Source organism: Nitrospira sp. BLG_1, from assembly GCF_047338595.1.
In the GTDB taxonomy this organism is placed as follows: domain Bacteria; phylum Nitrospirota; class Nitrospiria; order Nitrospirales; family Nitrospiraceae; genus Nitrospira_D.
Genome location: NZ_JBLFBO010000002.1, coordinates 366,516 through 383,076 on the forward strand (window position 1 = coordinate 366,516; position 16,561 = coordinate 383,076).

Below are 16,561 nucleotides of genomic sequence, written 5' to 3' on the forward strand. Positions count from 1 at the left end.
TTTCTAGGCATGCTGCCATTATAGCATGGGACAAGTACCGGGGTGAGAGGGCTAGAGCGACTCAACTCGTGTGGTGAGAGATTTTCGCGCCTCACGCCTGGCCCTTCATGCCAACGGACGCACCCCTCGTTACCCGTATTGCTTGATGGAGAATTTCTTCATCCGGGCTGTGCCATCCTGATCGGCCCTTGTGCGAGCCAGTACCGCCGGTGACGTACTCGTCCTAAAAAACGTTGCTTGGTTTAATCCGAGTGACCCCCGAGACTCCAGTGCGGTTGTTCAGTTTCTTCATCCGGCAGCATTCTCGACGGGCCAACGGTCGTAGACGGAATCGGTAGAGTGCCGAGGGTCGATTCGGCCACGCCGTTGAACGGTCACACACCACGCGTATGCCTGAGAGTTCGCGTGGTCAATGCGGTAGCTGTGTAATATGGCCACGGCCGTCACGCCAGAGATCACATCAAATTCCGATGACAGCACGTTACGAAAGATTCTTTTCTTCGACGGTGATGTCCCAATACTTTGAAACCTGTATCCGCTTACCCGGATTCGCATGGACCTTCTTGATAACCTTCTCTTCGACGAATCCTTGCAGCGCTTCAGGGGACATGCTGCGATCCGCTAAGAACTCGCTGTTCATGACCAGCAGCCAAGATAGCTTGCGCTCGCTATTGTGAAAGGTAAATGTTGGCCTGATCGTCTGACTGAACCTCACGTCGACGAACTGCTGTTCGAGACAGGTCTGTATGATCTGAACTTTTATCGGGTCACTTCCACATTTGTTACTATCCATGGTGTTCTCCATTACGCGACTCAGCAATCATGACCTTATGCTTGTCCCGAGACTCGTCGGGCAGCGTCGAGACTTCCTTTCGTTGAGGGCGCTGTGAGTGTTGTAATTCATACTGCACGGCGTGGAGCAGTATCGCAAGATCGAGCGGTTTCCCAAAGGTTTGTCGAGCACCGAGAGCCCGAGCCTGTTGAAGCTCGTCTCCCGATCGGCCGCTCATGGCGATAACCTTCACGTTCAAGAACGCGTGGGTTAATTCCACGATCAGCTCCAAGCCATTCATCTCGGGCATCTCGAGATCCGTGAGGACCAAGTCCATCGGCTGGGCATGGAACTGTTCGAGCCCCTGCCGCCCATTGGCGGCCTCAAAGACCTGATAGCCCGCATCCTCAAGGACTCGGGCCAGTAGCATGCGCACGGATGCGTCGTCTTCAATGATCAGGATCGTACCTGCCATGATTCACTGGCCCCTCTTGATGTGGAGTCTCCGCCTACTCACCCAACTCGTTTAGGCCGCCAGTGATTCAATGTCCTCGGATTCCCAGGACACCCCGAAAGCCTCTTGGAGCATCCCAGTGGCCGGGCTGACCGCCACCGGATTGGCATACAGCTCGCGGTAGTGCTGCAACACCGCGTCATCCCGATGGCCACAATTAACGCAGCGCCAGCTGAAGCTCCACATCTCGCCATAGTCCCCTTCCAGGTCAATCATATGTTCTTCCAGCATCAAGCCTTGGCACCGTGTACAGGTCGTCATGGCATCCCTCCGTGTGGTGATCGCATCGCGCATGAGACAACCGTATCAGGGATGACGATTTGGACTAGATCTGAACGAGGTACGTCGAAAGAGGGGGAGAAGCAGTTCCATAGGGTTAGGAACAGAGGAAGCTACTTGCCTTACCGGGACCTGGGCGACTACACGCCTCTTACGGATCATGACCCGCGCTTCATGATACTGTCGCTTCTGGAGGCAACAGTCAGCCTCATGAACCGATCGGGGGCGTTACCTGGGCGCCCTGCCTCCTCTCCTCACCAGGACCCGACAGGAGGGGACATGCCTTCTAAGGCAAGAGTCTTGTCTCAATCCAAAGCTTCAGCCTATCTCGCAAATCGACAGACTCGCAGCACCAAGCTATACAACCTTCGTCAGCGGATGCGGTTAGCTGGCCAGAAGCTACCCGTCTTGGGTCAGGTAAATCATGAGTTACGACTCCTTAGATGCGTGAGACTGCATTCGGGAGTTGCAAGGGCGAAAGATCTTTTTAAAGAACTAAGTGGCAAGGCCATTTCTTCACGCGAAATTTTGAGCGTGCTATGAGGCAGCCAACCTCCCTACAGGAACGTGTTTCTTCATCACTGTCGATGGGCTCTTGCGGCAGAACAGTACTACGATGCACGAGAACAAAGAAGGCAGGCTGATTTTGTGAAGGGAGAACTCAAACGACTAAAAAGCCCGATCGCGGACGTTTTGAAGTGCTCCTGCTTCCTCAAGCAATGAGGGATTCACTCAAAAGCGAGAGCACGGAAATTGAATCTGAATTGGATGCATTCAGATCTTATCTCGCTGAGAATCCTTCTACAATTCCTCATCCATTTACAGCCACACCCTGTGATCCCGATGATGAAGATCCTCCCAAACGACGCCACAAAGGTAGTGATTGGTCTCGTCATGGCTTTTGGGCGCCTGTGATTGTTGCCCTCTACTCAATCTGGAAGAAAGCGGGACAGACTGACTACCGAGCATTCAAGGACATCGCTCGCCTTCTCTCCCTGATGTTTCCGCCCTTTCCCGACAAGCAAACGGGAATGAACGTGGTAAAACGACGCTTCTATCATTCACGCCATTCTACCGGTCAATAAGCGCTAACCCGTCGCACTCTGAGAGGTATTTCCTGCCCCTCAATTCAGTGTCATTCAGATGCAGTTGCACCCATCGACGCCTGTCGTGTTTCGCCGTACAACAGCGTGTATGCAACTTCTGACCGCACGAGAAACAGCCGCTTTCTGCTCGTGCAACGAAACTACACCCACGGCAAAGTGACGACTCCCAAGAGCGGGGAAGTGCGGCGCGTCGACATGTCCCGAGAGCTGACTCGAACTCTTGCCGACCTCCGGATCGATCGACAACTTGAAGTCTCGTCGAACAAGTGGCCCAGTATTCCGGAATGGGTGTTCTGTAACGAAGTAGGTGGGTTGTTGGACGGAGACAACCTCCGGCACCGGGCGTTCTATACGCTTCTTCGGGTCTCAGGGCTACGAAAGATTCGATTCCATGATCTGTGCCACACCTTCGCCAGTTTGTTGCTCCAGCAAGGCGAGGGCCCCGTCTACGTGAAGGAACAAATGGGGCACAGCTCCATCGCGATCACGGTGGATCTATATGGACACCTGATCCCAGGGGGGAATCGTCAGGCTGTTGATCGACTGGATGAGCCGGTGCTGCCGCGATGGGATGGAATTGGATCTGCAGCCCCCGCGCAACCAGGAAGCTATGTCGGGGTGGAGGACTCTACTAACTCGTTGAATTCATGGTGCGCCCGGCAGGAATTGAACCTGCGACCTACGGGTTCGAAGCCCGGCGCTCTATCCAACTGAGCTACGGGCGCAACCAGTCTCAACATGAATCATGTTCCGGCAAGACTTGTCAAGGTTGAGGAAGTGATCAAGAGCACTATAGTCGTGCCAGAATCTCATCGGCCACTTGCGAGACGGACTTTCCCTCCGTCTCAATCACATGATCAGCCGCTGCTTGATACTTCGGAGCACGCTCTCGCAACACATCTTGGATTTCATCAATAAAGGACTTGGTGCCGGTAAGAGACGGTCGTTGCGTGTCGGACCCAATTCGCTTGGCAATGGTCTCCACTGACGCCGTCAGCCAGAACAGCTTTCCCGTGCGTTTCAGCATATCGACATTCTGTGGTCGAAGAATGGCACCGCCACCGGTATCGAGCACCAACCCGTCCTTACCGGCGAGCCCCTGGCACATCTTGGTTTCTAGATCGCGAAAGTACTCCCAGCCATATTGTTCAACGATCTGCGGAATGGTTTGCCCTGCCAACTTTACAATCTCGGTATCGGTAGAGAGCAATTCGCAACCGAGACGAACGGCTACAACCTTTCCGACCGTACTCTTCCCCGTACCACGATAGCCAATCAGCACCACGTTCATTGGAAATGCGACTCCAAGACCGCGCGCATGACCGCAACCGGAGCTGTTTGATTGGTCCAAAGCTCAAATTGCGTGACGGCCTGATTGAGAAACATTTCTAGCCCAGGAATCGTCTTGCACCCCGCGCGTTTGGCATCTTTCAGTAACTGCGTTTCCCGCGGGTTATAGACGATATCCATGACAGCGAGCCCCGCGTGGAGAAGCGACGCAGGGACACAAGTCATATCGGCTTTGGGAGACATACCGACCGGAGTGCAATGAATCAGGACGTGCGCGTCAGGAAGAACCCGACGCAGAGCGGCCTCATCGAGATAAGAATCCTCTACTGTGACCGCTGTCGTGGGACGAATGTCCTCGGCTAAGCGCGTCCGCTCCAGCTCTTCAATTCCCAGCAACGTCAACTGTTCCGCGCCGGACTCCTCCGCCAATGCGAAGGCGATTGCTCGTGCCGCTCCCCCTGAGCCAAGCACTACGATGTGTCGGCCCGTCAGCTCGATTCCGCCTTCACGTAGTGCCCGCAATGCACCAGTCGCATCAGTGTTGTGCCCGGTCAACTTGCCCTTTTCCGCCACAATGGTATTGATTGCCCCTATCCGCTTGGCGGTCGGCTCCACATGATCAAGAAACTGCATCGCCGCCACCTTGTGAGGAATTGTCACGCTCGCCCCTCGGAAATTTCCTAGAGCACGAAGTCCCTTGATGGCATCACCGATCGCTTCCACTTGCCAGGCCAGATAGACAAAGTTGAGCCCTAATGCACGAAACGCCGCATTATGGATGGCAGGCGACAAAGAATGGCCGACTGGATTGCCAATCACCCCGCAAAACTGGGTTTGAGCATCAATATCCATTCTTGCCCCTATCATCGCACCGACTACCCTTTGTAGACCGTCATCCCGCCATCAATCGTGAATGTTCCCCCAGTCACCCATACAGCCTCGTCAGACGCCAGGTATAACACCATGCTGGCAACTTCCTCGGGAGTCCCGGCACGGCGAATGGCATATTGCGAAAGTAGCGACTGGAGCATCTCCGGATTCGCCATAAGCGGTGCCGCCATAGGAGTATTGATCAGAGCAGGATTGACCACATTGCACCGGATCCCGTCTTTGGCATAATCGATGGCCAACGCCCTCGTGAGCGCATCAAGTCCTCCTTTGGACGCGGTGTAGGCTGATAACCCAGAGATACCGACCAAACTGGCAACAGATGAAATGTTCACAATGGCGCCACGCCCTTGTTTCAACATCTGGGGAACAATCGCCCGGGTCATTCGAAACACACCAGTCAAATTGATATCCAAGACCATGCTCCATGTCGCATCGTCGGTCTCATGCAACCGCTTGCCAAAATCACCGAGCCCCGCATTGTTCACGAGAATATCAATTCGACCGAAGCTATCGACGGTTTTCCTGACCACATCTTGCACATGCTTCTCGTCCGTGACCGACCCGGCTACAGCCAGGACCTTCCCGTTGCCCTGCTGAAGGATCTTCACCACCCGATCCAACTCCGATTGCCGGCGCCCGGTGACCACCACTGACGCCCCTTCATCGGCAAAACGTTTCGCGATTGCTTCGCCGATCCCGGCGTTCCCTCCGGTCACCACAGCGACCTTGCCGTTTAACCTGTTCATTCGCTCTGCTCCTCTTCTGCGTCCTCGGATGTCCCATCCCGGTCTCCACCGGAAGAATCCGCTCTTCCAGCTATCGAACGGAACAAACCCGGTTCCACTTTCCTTGCCACCGTGAGAAATCCGGAATGCGCCACCATCCGATGATCAGGCCGCACGCTCCTGCCCTGTACCGACCAGGTCCGCAGCAACGTCTCAAAGGTTTCGATCATCCCAAACACAGTTGTCCGCTCAAGTGCCTCAACGGTTTGCATCACTTGCGGAATCGTGGGAACAAAGCTCAGATAGATCCCGCCTGATCGAAGCGCATTGACGGCATGGGGAATGACCTGCCAGGGTTCCGGCAAATCCAGCACTACCCGATCGAAGGGAATCCCATCGTCGAGGAGCCCGATACCCTCATAGGCACTTTTCCGAAACGTACGCAAGTTCACCGGATTCATCACGCGGGCGATATTCGTCTGGGCCGTCCGTGCAAAGTCTTCTCGAAGCTCGTACGTCACCACGAGACCCTCTGGCCCCACCGCACGCAACAAGGCCATGGTCAACGCCCCTGAACCGGTGCCAGCTTCAAAGACCCTCGCTCCCGGATAGACGTCCGCCCACATAGGGATAATGGCAAGATCTTTTGGATAGAGAACCTGTGCCCCGCGCGGCATTTTGAGTACATAGTCGCCAAAGGTCGGTTTGAGCGCCATCATCCTCTTTCCGCCTGAGAGCGTCACGATGGACCCGTCAGGACGACCGATGAGCGCGTCATGGGCGATCTTCTGCCCACTGAATTGATAGGTTTCTCCCGCCTTCAGCGTGAGGGCATACTGACGCTTTTTTTGATCGACGAGGTGGATGCGGTCGCCGTTGGCAAGCTGAGACATGGCGCGCATTCTAGGAGGTTCCCTCCTCGGTTTGCAACCAAGGGCTCTTCCTTGACAGGGTAGTGAGGGGCTCGTAAGATCTTCTTATCCTTAAGATACTTCAAACAATGCCTCTTCGGATTCGGCACAAGAGCTGTTCCCGTTGGCCTCGCCTTACAACAGCGATTGTGAGTCTCTATGTGGCCCTCTGTCCGATTCTTTCCCTAAGTCCCGCGCATAGCTCTGAGATCGTGGTAGCAACCTATGAAGGAGTCATTAACCCCGTCGCGGCGGAGTATCTGCACGATGCGCTCACATTCGCTCAGACCTCGGGTGCCCACGCCCTCATCTTGAAACTGGACACGCCCGGAGGGCTAGACACCTCCATGCGCTTGATGATCAAAGATATGACCGCATCCACCACTCCCGTCATCGTCTACGTCGCTCCTTCAGGAGGCCGCGCCGCCTCTGCCGGTGTCTTTCTCACGATGGCCCGCCCATGTCGCTGCGATGGCCCACGGAACTAACATCGGAGCCGCCCACCCCGTCGCCATGGGTGGCGGTGAGATGGACAGTACGATGAAGGAAAAGGTCGAGAACGACGCCGTGGCCTATATCAAAAGCCTCGCGGACCAGCGTGGACGCAATATCTCATGGGCCGAAGAGGCAGTTCGGAAAAGCGTGTCCGCCACAGAACAAGAAGCCTTCAGGCTTAAGATCATCGACATCGTGGCTGAGAACATTCCCGCGCTGTTGAAACAATTAAATGGCAGAAAAGTCAGTCTTCTCAACAGCTCGATCACGCTTGCGACTGAGACTACCACGCTTCACGATTTTCCCCTGGGGACGCGCCTCGAATTGCTCAAAATCCTGAGTGACCCGAACATCGCCTATCTGCTGATGTCGATCGGGACGATCGGAATCATGGCCGAACTCTATAGTCCCGGAGCGATCCTGCCTGGGATCATCGGCGCTATCAGTTTGATTCTGGCTTTTTATTCGCTCCAGTCGCTTCCCGTGAACTATGCGGGAGCACTCCTGGTCATCCTCGGCGCGGTTTTCTTGTTGCTCGATATCTCAGTCACCAGCTATGGACTCCTTGCGCTGGGTGGTTTGGCCGCGATGACCTTGGGCGGTCTCTTGCTTATCAAGAGTGATGCGCCCTACCTCCAGGTGTCTCTATCTTTCCTATTGCCGACGGTCCTGGCCGCCGGTGGCTTGGTCGGTGTCGTTGCATGGATGGCCGTGAAGAGTGGTCGCGGCAAACCGGTCACCGGCGCAGAGGGCATGATCGGCGTGCTCGCCGTTGCCAAGACAGACTTGAACCCACGTGGCCAAATCACGATCCACGGTGAAATTTGGGACGCGATCAGTCAACGTCCGATTCGACAAGGGGAGACTGCGGAGGTGGTGTCGGTCGAAGGATTGACCGTGACCGTAACCCCACCTCATCAATGACCCGCCCGGAAACAAGGAGCTGTTATGTCATTACTGATCCCGTTTGTCTTACTCGGCCTCTTGCTCTATGCCAGCTTTAAACGCGTCATGGAGTATGAACGGCTCGTCGTGTTTGTTCTCGGTAAGTTCCACACAGTCAAGGGCCCGGGAATCCGGCTGGTGATTCCGGGGCTGCAGCAAATAGTACGGGTCAATCTCCAAACCGTCACCATGGAAGTTCCTTCGCAGGATGTGATCACACGAGACAACATCTCCGTGAAGGTGAATGCCGTCATTTTTCTCAGAGTCGTGGACCCGCAACGCGCCGTCCTGGCCGTTCAAGACTATCTCTACTCTACCTCTCAGGTGGCCCAGACCACCTTGCGCAGCGTGCTCGGGCAGAGCCAATTTGATGACTTGCTGTCGAAACGTGACGACATCAACGCCGAACTGCAACGCATCATCGATCAACAGACCGAACCTTGGGGCGTGAAGGTCACGGCCGTTGAAGTGAAGAATGTCGATATTCCGCAAGACATGCAACGAGCCATCGCTCGACAGGCCGAGGCTGAACGGGAACGTCGTGCCAAAATCATCCATGCGGAAGGAGAGTTTCAGGCCGCACAGAAGCTCGCAGAGGCCGCTAACGTGATCAGCCAAAACCCGGCCGCCCTTCAACTCCGGTATCTCCAAACGCTGGTAGAAATCGCCGCCGAAAAGAATTCCACGACAATCTTTCCGATTCCCATCGATACGCTTGCTCCTTTCATTAAGGGTCTCTTATCGAAATAGTGTGGCGTTTCGGTCAAGAGCTGATGCGAATTCCACATAGATGCCGCATTCATGCGACAGTGCCCTTCAATTGTTCTCATTAACTCACGTTAATCTTCTCGATTTATCGAGCTGATCTCCTTCTTCATTTCTCATCTTCCAGCCAGCATCTCTTTTGCTTCTTTGAACCACTGCATACGGCCTGATCTGGATGAATCTTTTCGGCTGAACCGAGCTCCAACGAGTGAAAGAGAAGAGGATGTTTAACCTCTTAGGAAGGGTGGCGCCATGAAAGAAGAATTGCGGGTCGAAGAAGAGATAGACGTACAACAGAAGTTTTCCTCCGATGTCGATGCCGACGACGCCAGGGCAAGCGGAATGCTAGGCCGAATTGGTCGCAGCACGGGTGAGGCGTCCCGCTCGAAGCGAAAATCCAGACCGGCCACGCGAGCGAGTCAGGCGGCCAGTCCATTTCTCTTGGAATCGTTATACTTCCGTTCATTCGGTGAGCGAGGTCTCCTGTCGCGCGAAGAAGAAATCCTGATTGCCAAGCGGGTGGATCAGGGAACCAGGCGCATTCGAGCTGCTTTACGGCAAGCCACGAGAACGTTACTCAAGGCTCGACGGATTCCTGCTTGTGCAGAGAGTGCAAAGCTGCTCCTATCGGTCCGACGACTAAGCGGTCTCTCTGCCACTGCGTTGGACAGTGCAGAGAAGGCTTTGAATACCGTGCTCCATCCATCTAGTGCCGACCTTCATCCCCCGGCTTCCCTTGCGAAACCATTGGAGATAGTGCTGGGCGAAATACGCACTGCACGAGTGATTTTAGAACAAGGCAAGGACGAGCTTGTTCGGTGTAATCTTCGCTTGGTCGTCGACGTCGCCAAACATTACACCGGTCGAGGGTTGAGCCTGTTGGATCTCGTGCAAGAAGGCAACATCGGGCTGATGAAGGCGGCGGAACGGTATCAATATCGAAAGGGATTCAAGTTCAGCACATACGCGACCTGGTGGATCCGTCAAGGGATCACTCGATCGCTTGCGGACCAATCTCGAACGATCCGCGTTCCGGTTCATCAAACCGAAGCCTCGCACCGTATTCTTCGAGTGATGCGGAGACTGTGCCAGCAATTGGGACGACCGGCCCGGTTGGAAGAGGTCGCTCAAGTGCTCCGCATGCGCCCTGAGCGACTCCGAGAGACGGTACAGGCCTTCCAAGAGCCGGTGGCTCTGGAAACTCCGATCGGTGATGGAGATACCCAGTTTGGCGACGTGATTCCAGATCACCAAGCCGTCCCACCGGACGCCAATGTCCACCGGAGTGAGCTGACGGAACAACTCGATCATATCTTGAGCACGCTCACCCCACGCGAACAGACGGTGATCCGGCTACGATTTGGCATAGGGTATGATGAATCCAGTACCCTCGAGCAGGTGGGGCAAAGCCTGTCCGTCACACGGGAACGCATCCGTCAGATTGAAGCAAAAGCCTTAAAAAAACTGAAGACCCCAGCGATTAAGGAACTGTTCGCGGCGATCAGGTAGATGTTCAAATGTACAAGAGACCTAGAAGGGTTTTAGAGTAGCTCGATTTTCAATACAACCTGCCTTCCCTCCGCATGGTGAGTTATGCCAGAATGACTTCACCATGCGGAGGCCTGGTGTTCTCGCATCTCCCGCCACTGCCCGGCATCGATATCTGTGCGGATCTGACTGTTGTTCAACAGGGCACCGATCTCTAGGGTCTACCACCTTATGATCCACTTCACTCCCGTGACGACCCCACAGGGGAATAGTCGCCAGATGCAGGGAGGTGTCGTTCGTGTTTTCTCCGCACCGGTCCCCTATCTCGCAGGATGGGACTTGCAATGTCGCCTGCACGAGGACCGGTTTCTCGGCCTACAACCAGACACTGTTCTCATCCTGGAACACCAGCCTGTCTACACACTGGGACGACGGACCCGACGATCTGATTGGGGTGGAAATGAAATGGCATTGTGTCAATCAGGCGCAGAGCTGCACCGGGTGAATCGTGGCGGCTCGGTGACGTATCACGGTCCTGGGCAAGTTGTGGCGTATCCTATTCTCAAGGTTGATCGCCATGCTACCGGGCCGAAACAACTCGTCCAACTGTTCGAAGACGTCGTGATTCGATTACTCAGCTCCTGGAATATCACCGGCAGTCGTCTCGAGGGAAAGCCAGGCGTTTGGGTGATGACCCCAGAACCTCGGAAAATTGCCTTTATCGGAGTACGGATCGACCGTGGGGTCACCTTGCATGGCTTGGCCATCAACGTCGATCTCGACCTGACTCCATTTCACCGGATCCACCCCTGTGGACTGACCGATTGTCTCGTCACATCAATGGCCGCTCTACGCCACGCTCCGATCTCGGTGGATGCCGTCAAGCAAATACTGGCTCAAACTTTCACAGAGGTGTTTTCTCTTTCCGAAACCAGTGCGGAATGATAAACCGATCTACAAGCTTGGACGGATCGCCCTCAAGGAGGCCTATGCAGGAGCTTGATACCCCAACCTTCCGTTTAGCGGTGGCCCAGTTCGATCAAGCAGCGGAGGCCATGGGGCTTGATACCAACCTCCGTGAGCGACTGAAACTCCCCCAACGCTCTCTCATGGTCAGTCTCCCAGTGCGAATGGACGACGGACGCGTCGAGGTCTTTACCGGTTACCGTGTTCAACATGATTCCTCCCGAGGGCCTTCGAAGGGAGGCGTGCGCTACCATCCGGATGTGAGTCTCGGCGAAGTAGCCGCCCTCGCCATGTGGATGACATGGAAGTGTGCACTCGCCGGGCTTCCCTACGGCGGTGCGAAAGGCGGGGTGCAGGTGGCTCCCAAAAGCCTTTCACCAGGTGAGCTTCAACGGTTGACCAGGCGGTATGCGGCAGAAATTTTTCCCCTGATCGGGCCGGACAAAGATGTCCCCGCTCCTGATGTCGGCACCGATGCGCAGATCATGGCCTGGATGATGGACACCTATAGCCAGCAAGTCGGCTATGCGGTTCCCGGAGTCGTAACCGGTAAACCGCTTTCTATTGGAGGGAGTCTTGGCCGTGAGGAAGCCACCGGCAGAGGTGTCGTGTATGTCACATTGGAGGCTTTACGCCATCTCAATCTATCGATTGAGACTGCGACCGTAGCCGTGCAGGGATTTGGAAACGTCGGTGCACACACCGCTCGCATCATGCAGCAACAGGGCGCACGCGTGATTGCAGTCAGCGATGTCTCTGGGGGAATCTACAATCCAAAGGGATTGGACATCGCGACTCTGATGCGACGTGACCCCAGTCAACCTCTTCATCAAACCAAGCTGGGAGACGCCATCACGAACGAGGAATTGCTTCAACTGGAGTGTACCGTCCTTGTTCCTGCCGCCTTGTCGGAACAAATCACCGGCAAGAATGCCGATCGCCTGAAGTGCCGTATCCTCTCCGAGGGTGCAAACGGTCCGACGACACTGGAGGCCGACCACATCCTGGCCGACAAGGGTATCTTTGTCATCCCGGATATTCTTGCCAATTCTGGGGGCGTCATTGTCTCCTACTTTGAGTGGGTGCAGGACCTACAGCGCTTTTTCTGGAGTGCCGCCGATATCCAGAATCGCCTGCAAGACATCATTACCTCTGCCTTTCACCGGACCCTTCGATTCTCCAGCGAACGTCGCGTTTCCATGAGAATGGCGGCGCTCATGAGCGGAATTGATCAGGTTGCTCAGGCGCATCTCCAGCGTGGGCTCTATCCCTGAGCACCCATGGGGCGCAGGCGCCCCGTTTCAGCACCTGACGTATGACTTGCCCCTTGGCCTGTCCCTGGGTTAGGGTGCGAGCATCCAGCCGGTCGATCGAACAAGGAACCGCTCGTGGATCGTAACGCGATTATCACTGCCTGGGAGCACCATTGCGCGGATGGCTGGCCACAGTTTTCAAGTCCCCATCAAGGGCCGTTGATGACCATCGATACCGTGATCGGTGGTTGTGTCGTCTACTATCTCGACAGCTCAGATGGCCTCGATGCTCAGCGATGTGCCATTCTGAAGGACTGCTTGGATGACTTGGATGATTTGACCGACGAGCTCGACGCTGAGTGCCGGCCATACTTTTTCCGACTCCGACAACTCGGACGCCTGTTGCTGGACACAAAACCCGCTTCATGATCCACAAGCGCAGTAGAATGACTCTTCTCAATTCGTAGAAAAGCCACGCAGCTCCATACAGCTTTCTTGCGGGGACAGGAGATGATTCGTTACAATTTGTCGGATGTAGTTTTCCAATCCAGTTTCTGACGATAATTTCAAGAGATCACCTGACTCCACGATAGAGAGTGACGACACCATGCAAGAGACTCCACATTACCTCGCAGTCATTGTCTTATCTGGCCTTCTCTCTGTACCCACATTCACTCTGGCTGAGCCCTATGAATTGAGTGAACACGACGTCACAGAGCCAAAGGCCATTTCCAGCAACACCGTGTCCCTCTTTGGGGTCAAACTCGGCGATCCAGAAGCGAAGGCCGTCGAGACCCTTGAGACCCTGGTGAATCGGAAGACTCTTGGAATTAAAGTTGAACAAGAAGCCACGTTCATCTTCCTGCTTGATCAACGCAAACCGACAGGCCCAATGGCTGGTGTCCGGATCCAAGACGGCAAGGTCGATTTGCTATTCATCAATAACCGATTTTCCCATCGAACAAGGGGGATCTTTCGCAATGTCCTCAACAGCGAAAGCCCGGATGACATCCGAAAAATACTCGGGAAGGAAGAATACGGCGATGAAAACGTGATGGGGGCCATCCTGGCCTACGACAAGCAAGGATTTCAAGTGAACTATCTAGGTAAAGACATCAATATAGAGTTTTCCCAACCGCAGTAATTCGTCCGCCTTCCTCACTCGACAGCCTGTTGGGTCTTGATCCACTCTCATTGGAGGCGGACCTCCGACAGCCAGTTCTTTTCTCCCTTCGCTACAAGACTGGGCCGGACACCTGCCGAGGTCTGGGCGGGAATCGATGTCTTCAGGGCGCAGCCGGGCTAGTGGCCAGAGGCAGTGGCGAGCGGTCAGAGGAGCTCTACAGACATTGTCCGTGAGGATAGCGGACAAGTCCATTCGAATGCGGCGGACAGAGGGGAAAAAGGGAGAGCCGACAGCAGAAATTCGCGTAACGAGGCTGAGAAATCAGTTCACGATGCGGTAGTGAGGCGGGATTCGGACGACAAACCGTTCATGAATCTCTCAGAGATGTCCGCCGGACAGCTGGACGGGACAGTGCGAATGGAGCTGGACAATGAGAACAGTCGGCTGGCACGAACAAATGTATTCCGGCTGGAGAATAAGTCGGGTCACGCTGAAAGGTTGCAGGGAGATCTAGGGGCCAATGAGCCCCCGAATCGCTCAAAAATGTCCGCCGAACAGGCGGGCAGGACATACCATTATTTCGCCTCACGAGAAAATACGCACAGACGGTTCGATTCAAAGGCTGGCTTAATTATTTTGTTTCGCCAAGTCTTATCAAAATGGGGCAGGGAGCGTTGAAGTGCTTTTTCTATTTCGGTAAAACCCTTCATTTCTTCATTAATTGTGTATGTCATATGCATTTCATTGCGTATCACCTTCAAATCAAAACATATCAGGTCTTCAGTCAAAAGATCTTTCTTGTACACAGTAATTTCTTGAATGTCATTCCAAGCAATTCGGACTGGGGGTTTACCCACTTCACAAAATGAAAGACCCTCATCGCCTATCTCTTGCATTTCTAGATCCCTTTCCTTTAAAGCGGCGTACAATTTTGAGCTGTCTATTGGCCAACAACATAATTATAGAATGTACTTCCAATCGATCTACCGAATGCACCTCCTGCAGCTGCCCCACCAATCCCCCCAGCAACGGTTCCTACAAAAGGCGTAACAAAACTTCCGCCGACGGCTCCAGCAGAACCTCCAGCTATGCTCCCAAGTACGCCAAAGCTTGCCGACATTAGTGATCTAAAGGGCTTGCAAGACGTTGCTACGTCGTGCACATCAGCTGCTACAGATACCGCGAGCAACCCTCTACCACCCACTTGGAGTGCTCTACCCAGTGCATTGACTGAAGGATTGCTAACATTTGCCGATCCAGTTGAGCCGGTGTTAGGGCCCAAACCTGGTCGCAGAGATTGGAGTGGATAGCGAACCAACGGTGGAGTATTCGCCCGGGCCGCTGCTTTGGCTGCAGAACGTCCTTGGCTATCATTCGGATCAAGACTATTCACCGCAGCTTGGTAATCATTTCTAACTGTGCCCGCATCTCCCAGTTGTTGACCGACAAATACGCCAGTATCAATCAAAGCATTGGTTCCGGCACCTGAATCATTTTCACACTTATCCAATCCCATCGGATCAATCCAGTGATTTGGACTGTTTCCCACGTATGCATAAACGTTAATCCCACCACCAAAGCCTATTGAGTCCCTGGATACGAATCGACTAAAGGTCGGGCTATAGTACCTCGTTCGGTAGTACAACAGCCCCGTCCCGTCATTTTCCCGGCCCGTGTACTGGAACGGATTGGCACTGGTGTCGCTCACCGTCGTCTTCCCGAATGGCTCATAGGTGTAGGTTGTTCCCGAATCACCTTGGGCATTACTCATGACGAGGCTGCTGCCCAACGCATCGGTGTGATAAAACTCATTCCCGGTCCCGGTTTGCCGAACGAACGGTTCATCGATGTTCAACGAGCGGAGATAGTTCGCACCCACCGCTCCTCCACCAATCTCGGCGGCAATATCGTTCCCGTCATACAAGAAGGTTGTGCTGACTGCTGGCAACGGCGTGCTCCGTGTTTTGTGCACTCGCCGCCCAAGCGCATCGTAGTTAAAGCTCGCCGTCGCTCCCCCGCTGATGCTGGCCAACCGGTTCCTTGCATCCCACACATAGGTGTTCGTTCCATCATTCGTGAGATTCCCATTGCTGTCATACGTGAGCGTCGCACCCGCGAACGCGGTCTGTTCATTGGCGACATCATAGGTGGCTGAGGCGACTGCCGCTGGTAGCAACGAAGCGGCGGCATTGTTTCTTGTCAGGCTGGTCCTGTTGCCCGCTGCATCGTACTGATACGTCAGCGCCTCGATGATCCCACTCGGACCCAAGTGGTTGATGTTGGTGAGTCTCGACGCCACATCGTACACATAGCTCGTGCTGGTCCCGTTGGGATACGTCAACGAGGTGCGACGGTTCGCGTTATCGTAACCGAGCCCGACGGTGAGTGAGCCTTGCGCGACTTGCGTCAAGCGTGACGCGGCATCATAGCCATAGGTGACCGGTTGCTGGCCGTTGGCGACCATCTGAGTTCTTCTGCCCAACACATCATACTGATAGCTGACCGTCCCTTGCCCGGTGACTTCCTGGATCAAGCGATCCAACGTGTCATAGGCGAAATCGATGGTCCCCGCTCCAGTGGCCGTGTCGCTCGCCTTTGTGAGCCTTCCCACCGCATCATAGACAAAGGTCGTTTCGGTGCCGTCGCCCTGATACTGTGCCTTGGTCCGACGATTGAGCCCATCGTACTCAAAGGTGGTTTGCTGATTTTTGCGATCCGTGAATTGGCTCAAATTTCCAGCCACGTCATATTGATAACTCTCTGGCCGGTTCAGCGCATCCTTCCGCGTCGCCAACCGATCCATCGCATCATACGTGTACGTGGTCTGCTGGTTCTTCGCATCGGTCACCGTGAGCAGGTTCCCATTTTGATCATAGCTGAATCGCGTCAACCCCTGCCGGGCATCGGCAATCTCGGTCACGCGGTTCGTCCCGTCGTACCGAAACTGCGCCTGCAGGCCTCTCGGATCGGTCAAGCTCGTCTGAGGTAAGCTCGAAAAAGTGGACGTCTTCACCCTATGATCTGAGGTCTGGAGG

General features: G+C 54.6%; 17 protein-coding genes, 1 tRNA gene and 1 pseudogene. 9 read left to right on the plus strand and 10 right to left on the minus strand.

Features of this window, described 5'->3' with window-relative positions:
* Positions 1–481: 481 nt before the first annotated feature.
* The 3 genes from ACMTNU_RS03900 to ACMTNU_RS03910 are packed head-to-tail and all read right to left on the minus strand — an operon-like array spanning position 482 to position 1,547.
* On the minus strand, positions 482–793 hold the full coding sequence (locus tag ACMTNU_RS03900; protein ID WP_413933881.1) for a hypothetical protein: 312 nt from the start codon (positions 791–793) through the stop codon (positions 482–484).
* Positions 786–1,247: a response regulator gene (locus ACMTNU_RS03905; protein WP_413933882.1), complete on the minus strand. Its 462-nt coding sequence runs from the start codon at positions 1,245–1,247 to the stop codon at positions 786–788. Before ACMTNU_RS03905 ends, ACMTNU_RS03900 begins: the two co-directional genes overlap by 8 nt.
* 51 nt (positions 1,248–1,298) lie before the next feature.
* Positions 1,299–1,547, minus strand: coding sequence for a hypothetical protein (locus tag ACMTNU_RS03910; RefSeq protein ID WP_413933883.1), 249 nt, complete (start codon positions 1,545–1,547; stop codon positions 1,299–1,301).
* A gap of 1,280 nt (positions 1,548–2,827) precedes the next feature.
* Here ACMTNU_RS03910 and ACMTNU_RS03915 point away from each other — a divergent pair.
* Positions 2,828–3,169, plus strand: a pseudogene (locus ACMTNU_RS03915) (tyrosine-type recombinase/integrase); the annotation flags it as partial.
* A gap of 150 nt (positions 3,170–3,319) precedes the next feature.
* On the opposite strand, the gene ACMTNU_RS03920 reads toward ACMTNU_RS03915, so the two are convergent.
* From ACMTNU_RS03920 to ACMTNU_RS03940, 5 genes are all read right to left on the minus strand, one after another.
* Positions 3,320–3,396: transfer RNA gene (locus ACMTNU_RS03920), tRNA-Arg, on the minus strand.
* 65 nt (positions 3,397–3,461) lie between these two features.
* A complete protein-coding gene (locus ACMTNU_RS03925; RefSeq protein WP_413933884.1) occupies positions 3,462–3,962 on the minus strand; it encodes a shikimate kinase in 501 nt (166 codons plus the stop codon).
* Positions 3,959–4,813 carry a shikimate dehydrogenase gene (locus tag ACMTNU_RS03930; RefSeq protein WP_413933885.1) on the minus strand — a complete coding sequence of 285 codons (855 nt, stop codon included), beginning with the start codon at positions 4,811–4,813 and terminating at the stop codon, positions 3,959–3,961. Before ACMTNU_RS03930 ends, ACMTNU_RS03925 begins: the two co-directional genes overlap by 4 nt.
* A 23-nt stretch (positions 4,814–4,836) precedes the next feature.
* Positions 4,837–5,598 (minus strand): SDR family NAD(P)-dependent oxidoreductase, encoded by a 762-nt coding sequence (locus ACMTNU_RS03935; RefSeq protein ID WP_413933886.1) that lies wholly within the window; start codon positions 5,596–5,598, stop codon positions 4,837–4,839.
* A complete protein-coding gene (locus tag ACMTNU_RS03940) occupies positions 5,595–6,479 on the minus strand; it encodes a tRNA (adenine-N1)-methyltransferase (protein ID WP_413933887.1) in 885 nt (294 codons plus the stop codon). The genes ACMTNU_RS03935 and ACMTNU_RS03940 overlap by 4 nt, the downstream gene beginning before the upstream one ends.
* 98 nt (positions 6,480–6,577) lie before the next feature.
* On the opposite strand from ACMTNU_RS03940, the gene ACMTNU_RS03945 reads away from it, so the two are divergent.
* The 8 genes from ACMTNU_RS03945 (at position 6,578) to ACMTNU_RS03980 (ending at position 13,544) form a co-directional block, all read left to right on the plus strand.
* Positions 6,578–6,976 carry a hypothetical protein gene (locus tag ACMTNU_RS03945; protein ID WP_413933888.1) on the plus strand — a complete coding sequence of 133 codons (399 nt, stop codon included), beginning with the start codon at positions 6,578–6,580 and terminating at the stop codon, positions 6,974–6,976.
* Positions 6,960–7,907, plus strand: coding sequence for an NfeD family protein (locus ACMTNU_RS03950; RefSeq protein ID WP_413933889.1), 948 nt, complete (start codon positions 6,960–6,962; stop codon positions 7,905–7,907). Before ACMTNU_RS03945 ends, ACMTNU_RS03950 begins: the two co-directional genes overlap by 17 nt.
* A gap of 24 nt (positions 7,908–7,931) precedes the next feature.
* Positions 7,932–8,678 (plus strand): slipin family protein, encoded by a 747-nt coding sequence (locus tag ACMTNU_RS03955; protein WP_413933890.1) that lies wholly within the window; start codon positions 7,932–7,934, stop codon positions 8,676–8,678.
* Between the two features lie 267 nt (positions 8,679–8,945).
* Positions 8,946–10,202: an RNA polymerase sigma factor RpoD/SigA gene (locus ACMTNU_RS03960; RefSeq protein ID WP_413933891.1), complete on the plus strand. Its 1,257-nt coding sequence runs from the start codon at positions 8,946–8,948 to the stop codon at positions 10,200–10,202.
* A 210-nt stretch (positions 10,203–10,412) separates the two neighbouring features.
* Entirely contained in the window at positions 10,413–11,126 is a 714-nt protein-coding gene (gene lipB, locus ACMTNU_RS03965) for a lipoyl(octanoyl) transferase LipB (RefSeq protein WP_413933892.1), read from the plus strand.
* A 44-nt stretch (positions 11,127–11,170) separates the two neighbouring features.
* Entirely contained in the window at positions 11,171–12,421 is a 1,251-nt protein-coding gene (locus tag ACMTNU_RS03970) for a Glu/Leu/Phe/Val family dehydrogenase (protein ID WP_413933893.1), read from the plus strand.
* A gap of 114 nt (positions 12,422–12,535) precedes the next feature.
* The gene (locus ACMTNU_RS03975) at positions 12,536–12,829 is read left to right on the plus strand and encodes a hypothetical protein (protein ID WP_413933894.1); all 294 of its coding nucleotides are present in this window, start codon (positions 12,536–12,538) and stop codon (positions 12,827–12,829) included.
* Positions 12,830–13,007: 178 nt separating this feature from the next.
* A complete protein-coding gene (locus tag ACMTNU_RS03980; RefSeq protein ID WP_413933895.1) occupies positions 13,008–13,544 on the plus strand; it encodes a hypothetical protein in 537 nt (178 codons plus the stop codon).
* A gap of 557 nt (positions 13,545–14,101) precedes the next feature.
* Here ACMTNU_RS03980 and ACMTNU_RS03985 read toward each other — a convergent pair.
* Together ACMTNU_RS03985 and ACMTNU_RS03990 are read right to left on the minus strand one after the other, a co-directional pair.
* Complete coding sequence (locus tag ACMTNU_RS03985) at positions 14,102–14,422, minus strand: hypothetical protein (protein WP_413933896.1); 321 nt, start codon at positions 14,420–14,422, stop codon at positions 14,102–14,104.
* 44 nt (positions 14,423–14,466) lie between these two features.
* Positions 14,467–16,561 (minus strand): RHS repeat domain-containing protein (locus ACMTNU_RS03990; RefSeq protein ID WP_413933897.1); only part of this gene is annotated, 2,095 nt, incomplete at its 5' end.

What these genes read in the sequence shown, in the direction of transcription:
- ACMTNU_RS03900 (WP_413933881.1), bottom strand. Translation starts at nt 793, where the DNA reads ATGGATAGTAACAAATGTGGAAGTGACCCGATAAAAGTTCAGATCATA.
- ACMTNU_RS03940 (WP_413933887.1), bottom strand. Translation starts at nt 6,479, where the DNA reads ATGCGCGCCATGTCTCAGCTTGCCAACGGCGACCGCATCCACCTCGTC.
- ACMTNU_RS03950 (WP_413933889.1), top strand. Translation starts at nt 6,960, where the DNA reads ATGGCCCACGGAACTAACATCGGAGCCGCCCACCCCGTCGCCATGGGT.
- ACMTNU_RS03945 (WP_413933888.1), top strand. Translation starts at nt 6,578, where the DNA reads ATGCCTCTTCGGATTCGGCACAAGAGCTGTTCCCGTTGGCCTCGCCTT.
- ACMTNU_RS03985 (WP_413933896.1), bottom strand. Translation starts at nt 14,422, where the DNA reads ATGCAAGAGATAGGCGATGAGGGTCTTTCATTTTGTGAAGTGGGTAAA.
- ACMTNU_RS03980 (WP_413933895.1), top strand. Translation starts at nt 13,008, where the DNA reads ATGCAAGAGACTCCACATTACCTCGCAGTCATTGTCTTATCTGGCCTT.
- ACMTNU_RS03910 (WP_413933883.1), bottom strand. Translation starts at nt 1,547, where the DNA reads ATGACGACCTGTACACGGTGCCAAGGCTTGATGCTGGAAGAACATATG.
- ACMTNU_RS03905 (WP_413933882.1), bottom strand. Translation starts at nt 1,247, where the DNA reads ATGGCAGGTACGATCCTGATCATTGAAGACGACGCATCCGTGCGCATG.
- ACMTNU_RS03955 (WP_413933890.1), top strand. Translation starts at nt 7,932, where the DNA reads ATGTCATTACTGATCCCGTTTGTCTTACTCGGCCTCTTGCTCTATGCC.
- ACMTNU_RS03925 (WP_413933884.1), bottom strand. Translation starts at nt 3,962, where the DNA reads ATGAACGTGGTGCTGATTGGCTATCGTGGTACGGGGAAGAGTACGGTC.
- ACMTNU_RS03960 (WP_413933891.1), top strand. Translation starts at nt 8,946, where the DNA reads ATGAAAGAAGAATTGCGGGTCGAAGAAGAGATAGACGTACAACAGAAG.
- ACMTNU_RS03930 (WP_413933885.1), bottom strand. Translation starts at nt 4,813, where the DNA reads ATGGATATTGATGCTCAAACCCAGTTTTGCGGGGTGATTGGCAATCCA.
- ACMTNU_RS03970 (WP_413933893.1), top strand. Translation starts at nt 11,171, where the DNA reads ATGCAGGAGCTTGATACCCCAACCTTCCGTTTAGCGGTGGCCCAGTTC.
- lipB (WP_413933892.1), top strand. Translation starts at nt 10,413, where the DNA reads ATGATCCACTTCACTCCCGTGACGACCCCACAGGGGAATAGTCGCCAG.
- ACMTNU_RS03935 (WP_413933886.1), bottom strand. Translation starts at nt 5,598, where the DNA reads ATGAACAGGTTAAACGGCAAGGTCGCTGTGGTGACCGGAGGGAACGCC.